This window comes from Actinocrinis sp. (assembly GCF_035605935.1).
Taxonomy (GTDB): Bacteria; Actinomycetota; Actinomycetes; order Streptomycetales; family Catenulisporaceae; genus Actinocrinis.
Window position 1 is genome coordinate 1 of the sequence record NZ_DATNGK010000248.1, and the last position, 17326, is coordinate 17326.

Below are 17326 nucleotides of genomic sequence, written 5' to 3' on the forward strand. Positions count from 1 at the left end.
TGCGCGGAGACATCACCCTCGGCACTTTCCTCGCCTTCTCCGCCTATCTCGCGCAGTTCGGTGGCCCGGTGCGCGCGCTCTCCACGCTGCTGACGTTCGGTCAGCAGGTTCGGGCTAGCGCGGTACGTGTCTTCGAGGTCATGGATTCGAAGCCGCAGATCAGTGACCGGCCGGAAGCGCCGCCGTTGCCGGAGGGCGTCGAGGGGGTCGCGTTCGAGAATGTGACCTTCGGTTACCTTCCCTCCCGACCGGTTCTCAAGGGTCTGACCCTGGAGGTGAAGCCAGGCGAGACGCTCGCGCTGGTCGGCACCGCGGGTTCCGGCAAGTCGACGGTCGCGATGCTGCTGCCGCGCTTCTACGATCCGCAGGCCGGCGCGATACGCATCGGCGGGCGCGACCTGCGCGAGGTCACCACGGACTCGGTACGCGCTGCCATCGGCCTGGTGATGGAGGACGCGTTCCTCTTCTCCGAGACGGTGCGCGCGAATATCGCTTACGGGCGGCCGGACGCCACCGAGCAACAGATCCGCGCCGCCGCGCGCGCGGCCGAGGCGGAGCGGTTCATCGAGGACCTTCCGCAGGGTTATGACACCGTGGTCGGCGAGCAGGGCCTGACTCTCTCCGGCGGCCAGCGCCAGCGCGTCGCCCTCGCCCGCGCCCTGCTGACCGATCCGCGCATCCTGCTGCTCGACGACGCGACCTCGGCGATCGACGCGGCCACGGAGGCGGAGATCCACGCGACGCTGCGCCGGGTGATGGCCGGGCGCACGACCGTCCTGATCGCGCACCGCCGCTCCACGCTGCAACTCGCGGACCGGATCGCAGTGCTCGACGAAGGACGTCTGGTGGACGTGGGCACAGCGGCCGACCTTGAGCAGCGCTGCCCCCTCTTCCGGCTGCTGCTTTCCGGGCCGGGAGACGACGCCGAGGGCGTGGACGCGGGCGAGTTGAGCGCGGTGCCCGACGCGCAGCTTGGGCAGAGCGTGGTCGCCGAAGCTGAGGCGGTGCTGGACGCGGCGGCTCTCAGCGGCACGGCAGTAAACGGCACAGTCGTGAACGGCGCCGTTGCGACGCCGGATCGCGGCAACGGCGCGGCGGCGAAGGACGGGCAAGTCGCCGGCATCACGCCCGAGCTGTGGGACCGCGCCAAGGTCGGCGACCGCGACCCGCTCGCCGCCTACTACAAGAGGCGGGCTGAGGGCGGCGGGGGCGGCGGGCCGGGCCGCCTGGCCGGCGCGATGCCCGCCACGCCTGACCTGCTCGCCAAAGTCGCCGCGCTGCCGCCCGCGACGGACAAGCCGAATCTCGATTCAGGCCTCGTACACGCCGAAGAACCCGAATTCTCGTTGCGCAGACTGCTGCGACCGTTCCTCTGGCTGCTCGCCCTCGGCCTGCTGCTCGAGGCCGCCGATGCATTAGCGTCCCTGCTCATCCCGGTCCTGGTGCGTACAGCGGTAGACCACGGCATCGAGGGCGCGGCCTATCACGTCATCGCGACCATGGCGATCTTCGGCGTGCTGATCGTGGTCGGCGACTGGATCGTGGAGGCGATCCAGACCATGGTCACCGGCCGCACCGGCGAACGTCTGCTCTACCTGCTGCGAGTGAAGTCTTTCGCCCACCTTCAGCGCCTGGGCCTGGACTACTACGAGAAGGAGATGGGTGGCCGGATCATGACCCGGATGACCACCGACATCGACGCGCTCGCCTCCTTCCTGCAAAACGGCGTGTCGACCGCGGTGGTCTCGGTGCTGACCTTCTTCGGCATCGCGACCGCGCTGCTGGTGCTGGACTGGCGGATGGCGCTGGTGGTCTACGCGGTGCTGCCGATCCTCGTCGCGGCCACCCTGGTCTTCCGCAAAAAGTCCGCGCGCGCCTACACCGAGGCGCGCGAGCGGATCAGCGCGGTCAACGCGGACCTGCAGGAGAACGTGGCCGGGATGCGGGTCACCCAGGCATTCCGGCGCGAGGGCGTCAACCGCGACCGGTTCGCCGGGAAGGCCGACGCCTACCGGGTCACCCGCACCCGCGCGCAGAAGTACATCGCGACCTACTTCCCGTTCGTCCAGTTCCTCGCCGACCTCGCCGGCGCCCTCGCGCTGGTTTACGGCGCGCACCGGATCGGCCAGCACACGCTGACCGCGGGCGCGCTGATCGCGTACCTGCTCTACGTCGACATGATCTTCTCGCCGATCCAGCAGCTCTCCCAGGTCTTCGATGGATATCAGCAGGCGAACGTCGGCCTGCGCCGTATCCGAGACCTGATGCGCACCCAGACCGCCACACCGCAGGCGGCCGAACCCGTCCCGGTCCCGGCTGGCGGGTTGACCGGTCGGATCGAGTTCCGCGACGTGCGCTTCGCCTACACTCCGGACGCTCCGGAGGCGTTGCGCGGCATCAACGTGATCATCGAGCCGGGCACGACCGTCGCGCTGGTAGGCGAGACCGGGGCGGGAAAGTCCACGCTGGTCAAGCTGGTCGCGCGGTACTACGACCCGGTCGCTGGCTCGGTGCGCGTCGATGGCGTGGACCTGCGCGAGTACGACCTGGCCGGCTATCGGGCCCGGCTTGGCGTGGTACCGCAGGAGGCGTATCTGTTCCCTGGCACGGTCCGCGACGCCATCGCCTATGGCCGCCCTGACGCGACTGACGCAGAGGTCGAAGCCGCGGCTCGCGCGGTTGGCGCGCACGCGGTGGTGGCGCGGCTGGCGGACGGTTACCTGCACCAGGTGGGCGAACGTGGCCGCAATCTGTCCGCCGGGCAGCGGCAACTGCTGGCGCTGGCGCGCGCCTATCTCGTCGACCCGGACATCCTGCTGCTGGACGAGGCCACCGCGGCGCTCGACCTGGGCACTGAGGCCGCGGTCACCCGGGCCATGGACGAGGTCGCGCGTGCCCGCACCACGCTCGTCGTCGCACACCGGCTTACCACCGCGGCCCGCGCGGACCGGGTCCTGGTGCTGGAGGGCGGCCGCGTGGTCGAAGACGGCACGCACGACGCGCTGCTCGCGATTCAGGGCTCTTACGCACGACTCTGGGCCGCGTTCACGGACGCTTCAGCAGAGGTCTGAGACCGGCTCGGGATCGGCCGCGAGGAGCGTTCCGGTGGCCGCGGAAAGTTGTGCGCCCGGACCGCCGGTGGGTGGCCGCAGGAGGTGGTGGGGTGGATGCGGCGATTTCGGCGGTCCGGGCGCTGTCGGGGCGGATTCCAGGCCGACTGGGGGAGGGGAGGGCCGACCTGGAATGCCCGTTCTTCGGGAAGCACTGGGATCCAGCACGCACCGCTCTTCACGAAGCTCTCGTCTTCACGAAGCACGGCTCTTCTGAAGCCACTGAGCGCTGCGGCGGTGATCCGCGGCCGCGCAGTCAGTGAAGCGGTGCGTGCTCGGGCGCTGGTGGAGTTGTGCCGACCGCGCCGATGGACGGCCGGGTGAGGTGAGCCGGTGGTACGGGCGCGCGGGGGCCGTTGTGCGGCCGGCCCGCGCGCCTTCAGGCGTCAGGTGTCAGACGCGGCCGTAGCTCGAGACCGGCATGTACGAGTAGTACTTCGACGACGGATCGAGCGAGCCCCACACCACGCCGACGTTCTCATTGCGAGCATCGATGAACATGCCGTTGCCGACGTACATGCCCACGTGGCTGGGACCGCTGGACGAACCGTAGAAGAAGATGTAGTCGCCGGGTTCGAGGGCTGACTCAGGGATCGAGGTGGCCGCTGCGGCCTGCTCCTCGGAGGTGCGCGGTATGTGCACACCGGCCGAAGCCCACGCCGCATAAATCAGACCGGAGCAGTCAAAGTTGGTCTGACCAGTAGCGCCGTACACGTAGCCGGCCTTGTTGACCTTCGACTCCACATACGCGACCGCTGCCGACGCGCGCCCGGAAACGGCGGGCAGCGGGCCGCTGTAACCGCTGCTCGAACCGCCGCCGGCAGCGACCGTCGCGCGCTGCGGAGCGGTGAGCGTGGCGAGCAGCGACTGCTCCTTGTTCAACGTGGTGGCGATGTCGGCCTTGTGCTGCTTGGCCTGCGCGACTACCTGCTGCTCCTCGGCCAGCGCTTCCGCTGCGGCCTTCTTGTCCAGCGCGAGCTGAGCCTTGTCCTGGGTGATCGTGCGCATCAGCATGGCCTCTTGGGAGGCTTGCTGGTTCTCGATCCCGGCCTGGCTCAGGTATTTCTCGGGGCTCGAGTTGAGCGCGAGCTGGAGCGTCGGGGAGATGCCGCCGTTGCGGTACTGGGCCGCGGCCTGCAAGCCCATCGTGTTCTCAAGGGAGTCGAGCGCCGACTGCTCGCGGATGATCTGGCCCTGAAGGCCGTCGACCTTCTGCTGAAGCTTGGCGTACTGCTCTTGGGCCGCGTCATACTGCTGGCCCGCGACCTCGGCCTGTTGGTTGAGCGATGCTACTTCGGCCTTGACCTGGGTGAGGCTCTGCGTCGGTGCCGCCTGGCTGGTTCCCGGCATCAGCGCGACGGTGCCTGCGGTCACACCGACCACGGCCGCTGCGGCGGTAGCTCTACCGGTTACCTTCGGGGCGCGGTGTGACGCCATAACTCCTTCTTCCGACGGCGCCTACCGGGTTAGCTGACGGGTTCGGGCTGGAAGAAGTCGCCCTACGCCTTGCCCGGCTCGCTCGGCTGGCGGCCGAACGGGTCTGGCGCGGCGATTCACCCCGGGGGACTTTTGGGTCCCCGGCTCCCTTAGCGTGACAGGTCGCTATCCGGCCCACTGGGGAGAGGGGCGCGTATCGCGGTCCTGCGCAACGCCTTGGGACTCGGCGCGGAAGCCGGCGGCCGGTGCGGGGGACCGGCAGGCTCGCTGACTTCTGGGCCGTAACCTTAGCGAGATGTCGCCCGAATGGCCGCCGCGGGCCTCCGGATTTTGTTCCGTCTTTGCCCGCACAACCATGGCGCGGCACCGGCGCGACACCTTCCCCACCCGGCCGCTGCCTCAGCCTGTGCACCCGAAAGTCCGTTTTGCCCGCTCGGTTTCGGCGCTAAACCCCAACCCCGCGGACGCCGTGACGAAGAGCACATCGGACCAGGATTTTAGCGACGCGGTGTCGGCAAGATTGGGGCTTCGGCAGGCCTCGCGGTGGCGGATCGGCGGACCCTGACCCGCACCCCGGACGGCGCGAGTAACCGCTCTGTTCCACACCGTGTTGTTCGCGCATTGCTGCGTTCGGCCCTGTGCTTAGGCATTTCGGTGCGGAAGCATCCGGTTCCGGTCATCGCAACGTCTTTCTTATACACATGGTCACCGCATCTGACGGTCCGCAAGAGCCGATACCGCCGTGGACCGACACTGTGACCGGGCCGGGACCGCCCGTCCTGTCAGCCGCGCACTCTAAACTCGGTCCCACGATGAGCAGTTCCTCAGCTTCATACGAAGCCCCCCTCTTCGACCTGCCCAAGCCGCCGCACCGTGCCGGTCGCGCCGCGGCGCGCACGCGGGCCGAGGCCGCGCTGCCCGCGCTCTCCTCCGCCGCCTTCCCCGTGGAGGGCGACTTCGCCGGGCCGGATTGGCTGCCTGAGCCGCCGCCGGCCGAGGAAGAGGGCGCCGCGCCGCCGCCGGAGGACCTGGAACACGAGCGCGCCGAGGCCGCACGCAGCTTCGCGCCCGCGAAGCGCCGCCCCGGTCTCGATCCGCAGGCCCTGCTCTCCGGGCTCAACCCGTCACAGCGCAAGGCGGTCGTGCACACCGGCAGCCCGCTGCTCATCGTCGCCGGCGCCGGCTCCGGCAAGACCAGGGTGCTGACTCACCGGATCGCCTACCTGCTCGCCGAGCGCGAGGTGCATCCAGGCGAGATCCTCGCGATCACCTTCACCAACAAGGCCGCCGCCGAGATGAAGGAGCGCGTCGCCGCGCTGGTCGGGTCGCGGGCCAAGATCATGTGGGTCTCGACCTTCCACTCGGCCTGCGTGCGGATCCTGCGCCGCGAGCACAGCCACCTCGGCCTGCCCTCGTCCTTCACGATCTATGACGCGGACGACTCGCGCCGGCTGATCACCACGGTGGCCCGCGATCTGGAACTGGACGTCAAGCGGCACCCGCCGCGCGGCCTGCTGGCCCAGATCTCGGCGCTTAAGAACGAATTGGTCGATCACGAGAGCGCGCGGGACAAGGCGAGCAGCGAGCAGGAGCGGCTGATCGCCGAGGTGTACGCGAACTACCAGCAGCGGCTGATCGCGGCCAAGGCGCTGGACTTCGACGATCTGATCATGACCACGGTCAACCTGTTCCAGGCGTTCCCCGCGGTCGCCGAGTCCTACCGGCGCCGGTTCCGGCACGTGCTGGTCGACGAGTATCAGGACACCAACCACGCGCAGTACGTCCTGGTGCGTGAGCTGGTCGGCGGGGCGGTGTCGCAAGCCCCGAAATACACCGTCGACGGCGACCTGGTCGGTGCCGGGCCGGATGACCGTGCGCAGGACGCGGGTGGCGAAGTGCCGCCGGCCGAGCTGTGCGTCGTCGGTGACGCGGATCAAGCGATCTACGCGTTCCGCGGCGCGACCATCCGCAACATCCTCGAGTTCGAGGCCGACTACCCCAATGCGACCACGATCCTGCTGGAGCAGAACTACCGCTCCACCCAGACGATCCTCGCGGCGGCCAATTCGGTCATCGATCGCAACAAGAGCAGACGCGCCAAAAACCTGTGGACCGACGCCGGCGACGGCGCTCTGATCACCGGTTATGTCGGCGACAACGAGCATGACGAGGCGGCGTTCGTCGCCAACGAGGTGGACCGGCTTACCGACGAGGGGCTTGCGAAACCAGGGGAAGTGGCGGTTTTCTATCGGACCAACGCCCAGTCCCGGGTGTTCGAGGAGCTGTTCATCCGAGTCGGCCTGCCGTACCGGGTGGTCGGCGGCGTCCGCTTCTACGAGCGCAAGGAGGTCAAAGATGCGCTGGCGTACCTGCGCGCTTTGGCGAACCCGGACGACTCGGTATCGCTGCGCCGCATCGTCAACGTTCCCAAGCGCGGCATCGGCGAGCGCGCTGAGGCGATGCTCGACGCGCTGGCTCAACGCGAACGGATCTCCTTTGGCGCGGCGATCGACCGCGCCGAGGAGGCGTACGGCCTGGCGGCGCGGTCGCTGAACGCGGTCAAGGGCTTCGCGGCACTGATGGGCGCGCTGCGCGATCAGCTGGCCGAGGGCGCGGGACCGGCCGCGATGCTGGAGTCGATCCTGGAGCGCTCCGGCTACGTGGCCGAACTGCAGGAGTCCACCGACCCGCAGGACGAGAGCCGCGTGGAGAACCTGCAAGAGCTGGTCGCGGTCGCGCACGAATACGAGCAGACCGACCCCGAAGGCGGAATCACCGGCTTCCTGGAGCGGGTCGCGCTGGTTGCCGACGCGGACCAGATCCCGGACCGCGACAGCGGAGGCGTGGTCACGCTGATGACCCTGCACACGGCGAAGGGGCTGGAGTTCCCGGTCGTCTTTCTGACCGGTCTTGAGGAAGGCGTCTTCCCGCATACCCGCTCGCTCGGCAACGCGAAGGAGTTGGAGGAGGAGCGCCGGCTCGCCTACGTGGGCATCACGCGCGCGCGGCAGCGGCTCTACTTCACCCGCGCGGTGATGCGCTCGGCCTGGGGCTCGCCCTCGTACAACCCGCAGTCGCGGTTCCTCTCCGAGGTGCCGGACAAGCTGATCGACTGGCAGCGCACCGCTCCGGAGCCGCAGTCCACTTCGTTCGGAACGCTCGCGCCGTCGTTGACGGCGGCGGCGCAGCGCTCGCGGGAGCGGGGCTTCAAGTCGGCCGGCCCCGGCAACCGCGAGCCGATCTCCGTCGCTCCCGGGGATCGGGTCGTGCACGACACGTACGGTCTGGGCACGGTCGTCGCCGTCGAGGGACGCTCCGGTGAGCACGCGACCGTGGACTTCGGCTCATCGGGCGTCCGCAAGCTGGTGCTCGCTTTCGCCCCGCTACAGAAGCTGTAGCCGAACCGACCGTCGAGGTGTCCGGCTCATCGGGACACATGGCACTGCGCACTCGGTTCGACGTCCGCGCTGTCTTGTCCCGTCCAGCGGGACACAGTGCACTGATTCCTATTTTCCCTGCTCAAGTCCCAGGTAGCGCAGTACGGCCAGCACCCTGCGATGGTCGGCGCTCGAGACCGGCAGGTCCAGCTTCGTGAAGATGTTCGCGACGTGCTTCTCCACCGCGCGCTCGGTCACGAACAGTGCCTCGGCGATCGCGCTGTTCGAGCGGCCCTCGGCCATCAGCGCGATCACGTCGCGCTCGCGCGGGCTGAGCACGTCCGTGATCGAGGTGGCCCGGCTAGCGCCGACCAGCTGCGACACAACCTCCGGGTCCAGCGCGGTGCCGCCCGCCGCCACCCGCTCCAACGCGTCGATGAAGTCCTTCACGTCCAAGACCCGCTCCTTGAGCAGATAGCCGATTCCGGCCGAGCCACCGGCCAGCAGCCTGCCTGCGTACTGCGTCTCCACGTACTGTGAGAACAGCAGCACCGGCAGCTTCGGGTCACGCGCCCGCAGCTCTAACGCCGCGCGCACGCCCTCGTCAGGCTGTACTGATGAACCGCGTGTAGGCGGCATCCTGATATCGGATACGACAATGTCGGGGCGGTGCTGAATAACCGCGAGCTTGAGCGCTTCAGCGTCGGCGACGGCTGCGGCGACCTGGTGCCCTTCGTCTTCAAGCAGGCCGATGAGCCCGCCGCGCAGGATCGCGGTGTCCTCGGCGATGACTACCAGCATTGATATCCCTGCTTCTGTCGCGTTGCGCTTCCGCTTGCACGTCCGTGAGCTGAACCGGCATCAAAACACCCCCGGCACCTCGATGGTGATGGTGGTCGGGCCGCCCGGCGGGCTGTCCACGTCCAGGTGCCCGTCCACGGTTCGCACCCGCTCGGCCAGGCCGCGCAGCCCGCTGCCGTCGCCGTCCAGGCGAGCGCCGCCCTTGCCGTTGTCCGTCGCGATCAGCCGAACCCGCTCGCCGTCGGACAGCACGGTCAGCGCGATCGTCGAGGCCCCGCTGTGCTTGCCCGCGTTCGTCAGCAGTTCGGCGGCGCTGAAGTACAGCATCGTCTCCACCGAGGCCGGCGGCCGCTGCGGCAGCTCGACGCGTACGGTCGCCGGGATCGGCGAACGCGCCGCGAGCGTGTGCAATGCGGGTTCCAGTCCTGAGTCGAGCGCGGGTGGGTGGATGCCGCGCACCAGTTCCCGCAGCTCGCCGATGATCTCCTTGGCGTCCTGTCGCGACGTGCTCACAAGGTGCGCCGCCCGGTCGTATTCCTGCGCCTCGAGCCGGGATTCGGCGCGTCCCAGCTGCATGCCGAGCGCCACCAGCCGGGCCTGCACGCCGTCGTGCAGGTTCCGCTCGATCCGCCGCAGCGTGGCCGCGGCTTCGTTGATCGCGTTCGCCCGGGTCTCTTCCAGCTCGCTGATCCGCAGCGAGGCGGCCGAGGGGCCGAGCAGCCGGGGCAGCAACCAGCGGTCGATCAGCAGCGAGCCGCGGGTGATCCACGGCGCCGCGAACAGCAGCAGCACGCCGAACCCCATAACCATCGCGCCGCGCGGCCAGGTGTCGAAGTAGTAGTTGCCGATCTGGATCGAGAAAGCGTGGCGCACGCCGTGCCGATCGGTGCGGTACTGCGGTTCCAGATTCCAAAGCAGCGGATAAGCCAGGAACGTCAGCGCGTACACCCAGGGCAGGACGCCGAGCGCGAACTGAGCCAGGCCGAGCGGCAGCCGAAGCGCGAGGTAGGCGAACGCCCGCCACGAGACCGGATCGGCCACGTTTCGCGCGAGGAAGCCGATCACGCCGGCGCCGCGCGGCGCCCGCGTCGGCTTTGAGACGCCCAGCCGAAGCAACGCGTTCGCCGTGCGGCGGCACAGTCCGGCGACCGTGCGATCCAGGGCGAGGAACAGCGGCAGCACCGGCACGAGGATCACGATCGTTCCGATCGAAGCGGCGGTGAGCAGGAGCGTGCCGCCGGCCGCGGCGAAGCCGAGTGCGCCGAGTATCGGACTGAGCAGCGCGTACAGCACCTCACGCCAGGTGCGCGCCGCGATCACTTCTCGCAGCGCGCGCCTGGCGATCATGGCTGTGCCCTTTCTGATGTCCACGGTCGAGTCAATGCCCTGGTCGGTTCTCAGTCTGGCCGATCGGGGCTCACACGTCCCGCTTCTTGATCGACCAGAAGGCGAGGATCAGCAGGCCGAGCGTCCAGAGCGCGACGATGCCGAAACCCGTCCACTGCGAATACGGCGTGCCGCCCGACTCCGTACGATCCATGATCAGCTGCCCGGCGCGCTGCGGCATCGCGTAGGTCAGGCGATGGCCCAGGCTGCCGGGCACCAGCGAGAGAAGGATGGGCACGACCAGGTTCAGGCCTAGCGCCACGCTGATCGCGGCCGCCGAGTGCCGCAGCAGCGTCCCGAGGGCCAGGCCGATCAGCGCGGTCATCGCCATCACGGCGCCGAAACCGAGAACCGCGCGTAGCGAACCGGGCGTGGAGAGGGTGACGGTGACGTGCTTGTGGACGATCGCGCTGCCGACGAAGAAGCAGATCCAGGCGATCAGCTCGGACAACACCAGCACCACCCCGGCCAGCACCACCGCCTTCGCCGCCAGCACCGGAGTGCGGCGCGGCGCGGCCAGCACGGTCGCCTTGATCATGCCGGTGGAGAACTCGGAGGTGATCAGCAGGACGCCGAGTACGGTGAGGGCCAGCTCCCCGAGTTGCGCGCCGGGCTGGAGGAACAGCCCGACCGTGTCGTTGTTGAAGCTCGCCTTGTCGTCCGGGCCGAGCGTGCCGTAGTGCGCGGTGAAGATCGCGGTGAGCAGGATGGAGATGCCGAGCGAGAGCACCAGCATCACGCCGAGCGACCACCAGGTGGATCGCAGGCTCTTGAACTTGGTCCACTCGCTGCGTAGCAGATCGGTGAAGCCGGGGTCGTGCGTTGGCCGGGTGGTGGTGGCCGGCGCGATGGTCAACGTGCTCATGGAATTCCCCTCGTGGGTGGGCCTGCGGCCGACAGGGCCGAGGTAAGACTGCTGTTTCGGTTGCCGCTCACTGCGGCTGTTTCGGCGCGGCTGCCTTGAACGCGGCGCGTATCGTGCGGTCCCCTGCCTCCCCACGAGCCGTGCCGCTGCCGGCTCCAAGAGCCAGCGCGCTGCGCGTCAGCCGCCGCTTCAGCGGGCGCTGTACTCGACGGCGTTCGCGGTCAGTCGCATGAACGCCTCTTCAAGCAGCGCGGGACGGGCCACGTCCGGAGTCGCCGCGTAGACGGCTGGGTCGGTGTGCCGCCGGATGAACTCGGCCGTGGAACTGTCCGCGAGCAGCCGGCCGCGGCCGATCACCAGCAAGTGGTCCGCGGTCACCGCCATCTCGTTCATCAGGTGCGAGGAGACCAGCACCGCCCGGCCCTCGGCGGCCAGCCGCTTCATCAGGTTTCTGATCCAGAGGATGCCCTCCGGGTCGAGCCCGTTCACCGGCTCGTCGAGCACGACGATGCGTGGATCGCCGAGCAGCGCGGCCGCGATGCCGAGCCGCTGCGCCATACCCAGCGAATAGCCTCCGGCCCGCCGTCCGGCCACGTCCCGCAGCCCCACCAGGTCGATCACCTCGTCGACCCGCCGAGCCGGCAGCGCCTGCGTCTGCGCCAGACACAGCAGGTGGTTGCGCGCGGTACGCCCCTTGTGGAAGGCCTTCGCTTCCAGCAGCGCCCCCACCTGAGTCAGCGGGATCCGCAACGACGCATATGGCCGCCCGTTGATCAGTGCCCGCCCCGAGTCCGGCCGCTCAAGGCCCAGCAGCAGCCGCATCGTGGTGGACTTCCCTGCCCCGTTCGGCCCCAGAAAGCCGGTCACCTTTCCCGGCGCGACGGTGAAACTAAGGCCGTCGACCGCGGCCTTGCCCCCGTATCGTTTGGTCAATCCCTGCGCTTCGATCGCGTATGTCGAGGTCATGCCTCAACTTTGTCGGCCGGCGGCCACCACCCGCGAGGGAGCGGTCACCCGTTCCGCAGGTAGTGCTGGCACGAAGAGCGAGGCGCTTCGCCCTGCTCATCAGAGACGGTGCGCGCCCATGCCTCGCTCAGTCGTCGTCGGGTGTAGCGCCCGTATGGCGGGGGTGGTGGGAGTCACAACGCGGCTTTTAGCGGCCTCCGATACCCTTCGAAGGAAGAGTGTCCTTACCGCGATGACGCAGCAGGGAGTGCCCAATGAGCGAGTCCGGACCGATCCGCGTGGTGATCGCGAAGCCGGGCCTTGACGGCCACGACCGCGGGGCGAAGGTCGTCGCGCGGGCGCTGCGCGACGCGGGGATCGAGGTCGTCTACACCGGCCTGCACCAGATGCCCGAGCAGATCGTCGCGACGGCGATCCAGGAAGACGCGGACGGCATCGGCCTCTCGATCCTTTCGGGCGCGCACATGACGCTGTGCCCGAAGGTGGTCGAGCTGCTGCGTGAACGGGACGCGGCCGACATCAAGGTTTTCGTAGGCGGGATCATCCCGGACGGCGACATTCAGCCGCTGCTGGACGCTGGCGTCCGCGCGGTGTTCACGCCGGGCACGCCGACGCAGTCGATCGTCGACTGGGTCAAAGAGCAGCTGGGGCCGGCGGTCGCGACCGCTTCCTGACGCTGAGGCCGAGGCGGAGGCAGAGACTGAGGCCGAAGCAGAGGCAGAGCCCGACACCGACACCGAAGCTTCCCCAGATTTCGGTACGGGCGGGCGCGGCGGTGACGGGCGTGATGGCGCGCTAGCCGCCTTTGCCGGTCATGCCGCATTGGGCCATGATCGTCGCCAGTTCGCCGGTGATTTCGACCGGGACGAACTGAATCGGGCCGCCAAGTTCCTGTGCGCTCACCGTGATCCGAACCGGCGGCGGATCCCCATTGACCGCCACGAAGTTGTTGCCGGCCGAGTAGCACTTGCCGGGCACCGTCACGTATACGTTCACTTCGCCGCCAGGCGGGACCGACTCCGGCGCGATGTACAGCGGCGGTGCGGCTGACGTGCGCGCGAACGCGGCATCGATGACTTGAACCGTCACCGCACCGTCGTTGCGTAGCAGCACCAACACGCCGCTGCCGGAGACCGACAATTCGGCGTAGCTCGACGATTGATCGGGCTCGGTGGCCTGCCGCAACAGGATTGGCACCGGCCGCGGCTTGTCAACGAATCGGTACGCGCCATACGCGCCGAACGCGAAGCCCACGACGGCCACCATCGAGGCCACGACGCCGGTGCGTCGGCGCAGCCTGGCCGCGAGGCTAAGTTCGTTACTTGAGATGGCCATTGCCGCTGCTGTGAATGCCGGGCAGTTCAGGGGTGCCGCAGTATTGCTTGATCACTGCGGAGTCGTACAGCGTCAGACCTTGGTCGCTCTCGCGCGACTGGGAGTTGTACGGGCCGTCACGGGCATCGGTGAACGCCAGTACGTCGTAGCCGTATCCCGCCTGCGCTGCCTCTAGCGCGGTACTGCAGTTCTCGACGCCGATGTAGAGCGAGATACGAGCCGAACCGTGCGCTGGGATGGTGGTCGGCGTCGGGATCTGCACATCGAGACCCGCGCCGGAGATCCAACTCGAGCGCACGTTTGTCGGCATCGTCGCGAGCAGCGCGTACGGCGCGCGGTTGGTGATGTCGATGGAGTAGATGTAGCCGCCGGGCAGGAGGTACGAGGGCCTGCTAGTCGCCGTCGCCGTGACGACCTGTGGGCCGGGCATCGCCGCGCACACCGCGGCCTCCTCGACATCGCTGAACCGATCGACCATCAGCGACTGGGCGCGGGTGTGGCCGTCGGCGGTGCGAACCGTGAGCCTGGCGACCGTTGCGACCGGGTCGACCGGCGGCAAGTCGCCGCAGACGAAGTGTGCGACGCCGCGCAGTACCGTGACGGCGCCGGGTGCCGCCGGATGGAGGCTAGAACCCGCAGGGGTCAGCTTGGCGATGCCGAACTGCGGGGCGGTGACCTGAGCGCCGAGCACACTTACGGGATCCGGACTGTCGTTGATCACGCTGAGGGTCACGGGCTGGTCGAAGGTGTTCGTCCAAGGCGTCGCGAGCAGGTCCTTCACGTTGGTTGGCGCGATAGGGAGTGGCTCGACGACGAACGGATTGATTGGTGCCAGGTGGATCCGGGTGATCGTGCGGTCTTGGGCCGCGGACTTGCCTTCCAGGTATCCGGCCGTGGAGGCGGCGCCGAGGGCGAGGGCGGCCAGGGCGATGCCGGCCTGAACGAACAGTGGATTTGCCGTGGACAGGCCCGCGTTCCAGCGCCGACTGACCCGCTCCTGCAGCGGCGGCGCCTCGTGTGCGGAGGACCACACGCCGCCCTGGGTGTCGTCGTAGTCGAATTCGATTTCGAGGCCCAAACCACAGCCCTCCCGGCGGCTTGTCGCACACCGAGTCTATCCGTTGGTACCTGCACGGTCAGCTGTCAGGCGGCGTCGCGTAGGAACCGCGAGTGCCTCTGTCGGCGCGATCGAATAGTGTCTCGCTCATGGCAGGAACGATCAACCCCGCCGCGGCGCAGCGCTGGTCGGCCGACCGGGTACACGCGCTGGCGCCAGACCCGGCGTCGCAGCGTGCGGGCGCGAAACTGGCCTCGCCGGCGCCGTGGAGCGGCTACGGCGCGCGGAGCGGGATCGGCTTGCTGTGGGGCGATTGCAAGGGCAGCGGTGCGAAGCCGTATCAGGTCACTGTCGAACTTGGGGCCGACCAGGGCGCGCCCGCCTACGCCTGCTCCTGCCCCTCGCGGAAGTTCCCCTGCAAGCACGCGCTCGGCTTGATGCTGCTTTGGTCCGCCGGCGGGGTACCCGAGGCCGAGGAGCCACCGCAGCGGGTGCAGGACTGGCTCGAAGCGCGCCGCGAGCGGGCGCAACGCAGTGAGGCACGAAAAGCGGTGGCCACCGGGCGGGCCGCGGCGGAGGGCGACGACGCCGATCCGACTGCCGCTCGCAAGGCGACTGAGGCGGCCGAACGCCGCACCGCACAACGGATCCAGCGCATCGACGCAGGGCTCGATGACCTCGAACTATGGCTCTGCGACCAGGTGCGCTCCGGGCTGACCGGCCTGCGCGCCGCCGGGTACCGGCCGATCGACGACCTGTCCAGGCGCTTGATCGACGCGCAGGCCGGCGCACTGGCCGCACGAGTACGCGAACTTACGCACTGCCTCAATGCGTCAGAGGACTGGCCGGAGCGCACGCTGGCCGAGTTCTCGTTGCTGCACCTGTTGATCCAGGGCTGGCGCAACCGGGAATCGCTGCCCGCGCCGCTCGCCGCGACCGTGCGGCGCCGGATCGGGCTGACCATGACCGCCGCGGAGATCGCGGAGGTCGGCGAGCACGCCTCCGGGCGGTGGCTGGTCCTCGGCAGCCGGGACCTGGCCGCGGACAAACTCGTCGAGCGCCGGGTTTGGCTGCAACGTGAGGCGGACGGACGGATCGCCATGCTGCTCGCGTTCGCGCCGGCCGGCCAGGCCTTTGGCATCGCGCTGCCCGCCGGCGCGGTCCTTGCAGCGGAACTGGCTTTCGCTCCCGACGCGGTACCGCTGCGAGCCGTCCTGGTGGAACACGCGGTGTTGAATCAGGACGCGGCCGTGGATCAGGATGCTGTGTCGGTGCTCGATGGCCCGCAGGGCGGAACGCTGGACGAGGCTGCCGCGGGCTTCGCGGCGGCGCTCGCGGCCGATCCGTGGACCGCGGCCGTACCGGTCGTGCTCGACAGCGCGGTTCCGCTTGTCGGCGCGAAGCCGGAGGCATGGCAGATCATTGACGCCAAAGGTGGCAGCCGGGTTCCACTGCTGGCGGATGCCGACGGTATGGATCCGACGCGCGCCGAACAGCTGCGCCAGACGCTGCTCGCCTGCAGCGGCGGCCATCCCGCGCCGTTGTTCGGCCTGTACCGGCCCGCTGGGCTGACCCCGATCACGATCTGGAACAACGGACAGGCGGCGAGCTTGTGGTGACGGGTACGCACCAGCACGGGGCTCTGCCCGACGCCGATCAGACGGCTGAGATCGCCGATTGGGCTGAGTTGGTGTCAATCGCGCTGGTCGGCACGGATCGGCGGCCGGTGCCGCAGATCCCAAGCATCGCAGGCAGCCCAAGCGTCACAGGCAGCCCAAGCGTCACAGGCATTGCCGGCAACGCGGACCGAGGTCCGGGGTCCGGACGCCAATCGCAGGACCCTGCACTTATCCTGCTCTCCCAAGCGGCGCAGGCCGGCCTCGCCTGGCGGGTAGGACGCCCGCCGGAGCGTTTCGAGGGCACGCTGCCCGATCCCGCGCCGGTGGACCCCCGGCCGCCGCTGCCCGAGGCCGCTGCCCACCGGCTGTGCACCATCCTGGACTCGTACCCCAAGTATTTGCCGGAATGGCTTTCGGCCGTGCGGGCCGCCGGCTACCGGCTGCCTGCCGCGTTCCTCCCGCAGCTGCTCGACCTCGGCCGTACCAACATGCTGATCCGCGTCGACCTCGCGGCCGTGCTCGGCGAACCCGGGCGCTGGCTCGTCACGGCCGGCGGCAACTGGAAGTACCTGTCGCGCGAGGCTCGCGCGCGGTTGCGGCCGGAGGACTGGCAGAGTGCTGATCCGGATCGGCGCATCGCTTACGTCGCAGGGCTCTACCTCACCGACGCCGATGCGGCTCGGCGGCTGATCCGGGAGACCTGGGCCGGGGAACGCGCGCCGGTCAAACTCGGCCTGCTCGCGCTGCTCTCGCGCTACCCCGACCCGGCCGACCTGTCGTTCGTGCAGGCGCTGATCCGGGACTCCTCGAAGCAGGTGCGTGACGAGGCCACGCTGCTGGCCGGCAGCCTGGAGCGTAAACGCGACAAGCCGCAGCCGCCCGAATTCACCGCCGAGGTAGCGCGGTTGCTCGCCGCTGCCCGGGGAATCAGCCGGGACCTGCACAACTTCGTGATGACCCGCACCGGCGAGGGCTGGCCGCCGGACGGCGCGCTGCTGCTGCTCGACGCGCTCGTCGATCACGGCCGGCGGGCCGATCAACCCGCATGGACCGGCTGGATAGCCGAACAGTTGCAGGTCGCGGTCGCGGACAACGCCCCGGTCTCTGTGCGCGACCGGGTGGCCGCGCTGGTAGCGCAGCAGGCCGTGGCCCTGGCTTCGGGTGATCAGACACCGCGCGATCAGACACCGCGCGATCAGACAACACGCGATCAAACACCGCACACCGCGTCCCGGGTCGACTTGGTTTCGATGCTCGCTCTGCTGGACTTCCGCCGCGACATGCTCGCCGAACTCGCGCCGCCCGACCAGGCGGCGGCGCGGCCGGCCCAACCGTAACCGCGTTCGTTTCGAATCAGTACCACGCGAATCGCG

Annotated in this window: 11 protein-coding genes, 1 pseudogene and 1 riboswitch; of the genes and pseudogenes, 5 read left to right on the forward strand and 7 right to left on the reverse strand. The window is 69.1% G+C overall.

Going from position 1 to position 17326, the window contains the following annotated elements; all coding sequences use genetic code 11:
• On the forward strand, positions 1–3071 hold a 3071-nt coding region (locus tag VN779_RS19940), incomplete at its 5' end, for an ABC transporter ATP-binding protein (RefSeq protein ID WP_325725574.1).
• Between the two features lie 432 nt (positions 3072–3503).
• Here the strand turns inward: VN779_RS19940 and VN779_RS19945 are convergent.
• The gene (locus VN779_RS19945; RefSeq protein WP_325725577.1) at positions 3504–4547 is read right to left on the reverse strand and encodes a C40 family peptidase; all 1044 of its coding nucleotides are present in this window, start codon (positions 4545–4547) and stop codon (positions 3504–3506) included.
• A gap of 3 nt (positions 4548–4550) precedes the next feature.
• Positions 4551–4712: riboswitch (cyclic di-AMP (ydaO/yuaA leader) on the reverse strand.
• Positions 4713–5359: 647 nt separating this feature from the next.
• On the opposite strand from VN779_RS19945, the gene pcrA reads away from it, so the two are divergent.
• Positions 5360–7945 carry a DNA helicase PcrA gene (gene pcrA, locus VN779_RS19950; protein ID WP_325725578.1) on the forward strand — a complete coding sequence of 862 codons (2586 nt, stop codon included), beginning with the start codon at positions 5360–5362 and terminating at the stop codon, positions 7943–7945.
• Between the two features lie 108 nt (positions 7946–8053).
• Here pcrA and VN779_RS19955 read toward each other — a convergent pair whose 3' ends face one another.
• The 4 genes and pseudogenes from VN779_RS19955 to VN779_RS19970 all read right to left on the reverse strand — a co-directional run.
• Positions 8054–8725 carry a response regulator transcription factor gene (locus tag VN779_RS19955; RefSeq protein WP_325725580.1) on the reverse strand — a complete coding sequence of 224 codons (672 nt, stop codon included), beginning with the start codon at positions 8723–8725 and terminating at the stop codon, positions 8054–8056.
• A gap of 60 nt (positions 8726–8785) precedes the next feature.
• Positions 8786–10072, reverse strand: coding sequence for a sensor histidine kinase (locus VN779_RS19960; protein ID WP_325725582.1), 1287 nt, complete (start codon positions 10070–10072; stop codon positions 8786–8788).
• Between the two features lie 70 nt (positions 10073–10142).
• Complete coding sequence (locus tag VN779_RS19965; protein ID WP_325725584.1) at positions 10143–10976, reverse strand: ABC transporter permease subunit; 834 nt, start codon at positions 10974–10976, stop codon at positions 10143–10145.
• A gap of 264 nt (positions 10977–11240) precedes the next feature.
• Positions 11241–11942, reverse strand: a pseudogene (locus VN779_RS19970) (ABC transporter ATP-binding protein); the annotation flags it as partial.
• A gap of 254 nt (positions 11943–12196) precedes the next feature.
• On the opposite strand from VN779_RS19970, the gene VN779_RS19975 reads away from it, so the two are divergent.
• Positions 12197–12616: a cobalamin B12-binding domain-containing protein gene (locus VN779_RS19975; protein WP_325725588.1), complete on the forward strand. Its 420-nt coding sequence runs from the start codon at positions 12197–12199 to the stop codon at positions 12614–12616.
• Positions 12617–12737: 121 nt separating this feature from the next.
• Here VN779_RS19975 and VN779_RS19980 read toward each other — a convergent pair whose 3' ends face one another.
• Positions 12738–13277 (reverse strand): hypothetical protein, encoded by a 540-nt coding sequence (locus VN779_RS19980; RefSeq protein WP_325725590.1) that lies wholly within the window; start codon positions 13275–13277, stop codon positions 12738–12740.
• Positions 13261–14355, reverse strand: coding sequence for a hypothetical protein (locus VN779_RS19985; RefSeq protein WP_325725592.1), 1095 nt, complete (start codon positions 14353–14355; stop codon positions 13261–13263). The genes VN779_RS19980 and VN779_RS19985 overlap by 17 nt, the downstream gene beginning before the upstream one ends.
• A 128-nt stretch (positions 14356–14483) precedes the next feature.
• On the opposite strand from VN779_RS19985, the gene VN779_RS19990 reads away from it, so the two are divergent.
• Positions 14484–15953 (forward strand): SWIM zinc finger family protein, encoded by a 1470-nt coding sequence (locus tag VN779_RS19990; RefSeq protein WP_325725593.1) that lies wholly within the window; start codon positions 14484–14486, stop codon positions 15951–15953.
• Complete coding sequence (locus VN779_RS19995; RefSeq protein ID WP_325725596.1) at positions 15950–17290, forward strand: DUF5691 domain-containing protein; 1341 nt, start codon at positions 15950–15952, stop codon at positions 17288–17290. The genes VN779_RS19990 and VN779_RS19995 overlap by 4 nt, the downstream gene beginning before the upstream one ends.
• Positions 17291–17326 lie beyond the last annotated feature (36 nt).

Coding starts and splice junctions, on each gene's coding strand:
- VN779_RS19945 (WP_325725577.1), bottom strand. CDS start 4,547: ATGGCGTCACACCGCGCCCCGAAGGTAACCGGTAGAGCTACCGCCGCA.
- pcrA (WP_325725578.1), top strand. CDS start 5,360: ATGAGCAGTTCCTCAGCTTCATACGAAGCCCCCCTCTTCGACCTGCCC.
- VN779_RS19955 (WP_325725580.1), bottom strand. CDS start 8,725: ATGCTGGTAGTCATCGCCGAGGACACCGCGATCCTGCGCGGCGGGCTC.
- VN779_RS19960 (WP_325725582.1), bottom strand. CDS start 10,072: ATGATCGCCAGGCGCGCGCTGCGAGAAGTGATCGCGGCGCGCACCTGG.
- VN779_RS19965 (WP_325725584.1), bottom strand. CDS start 10,976: ATGAGCACGTTGACCATCGCGCCGGCCACCACCACCCGGCCAACGCAC.
- VN779_RS19975 (WP_325725588.1), top strand. CDS start 12,197: ATGAGCGAGTCCGGACCGATCCGCGTGGTGATCGCGAAGCCGGGCCTT.
- VN779_RS19980 (WP_325725590.1), bottom strand. CDS start 13,277: ATGGCCATCTCAAGTAACGAACTTAGCCTCGCGGCCAGGCTGCGCCGA.
- VN779_RS19990 (WP_325725593.1), top strand. CDS start 14,484: ATGGCAGGAACGATCAACCCCGCCGCGGCGCAGCGCTGGTCGGCCGAC.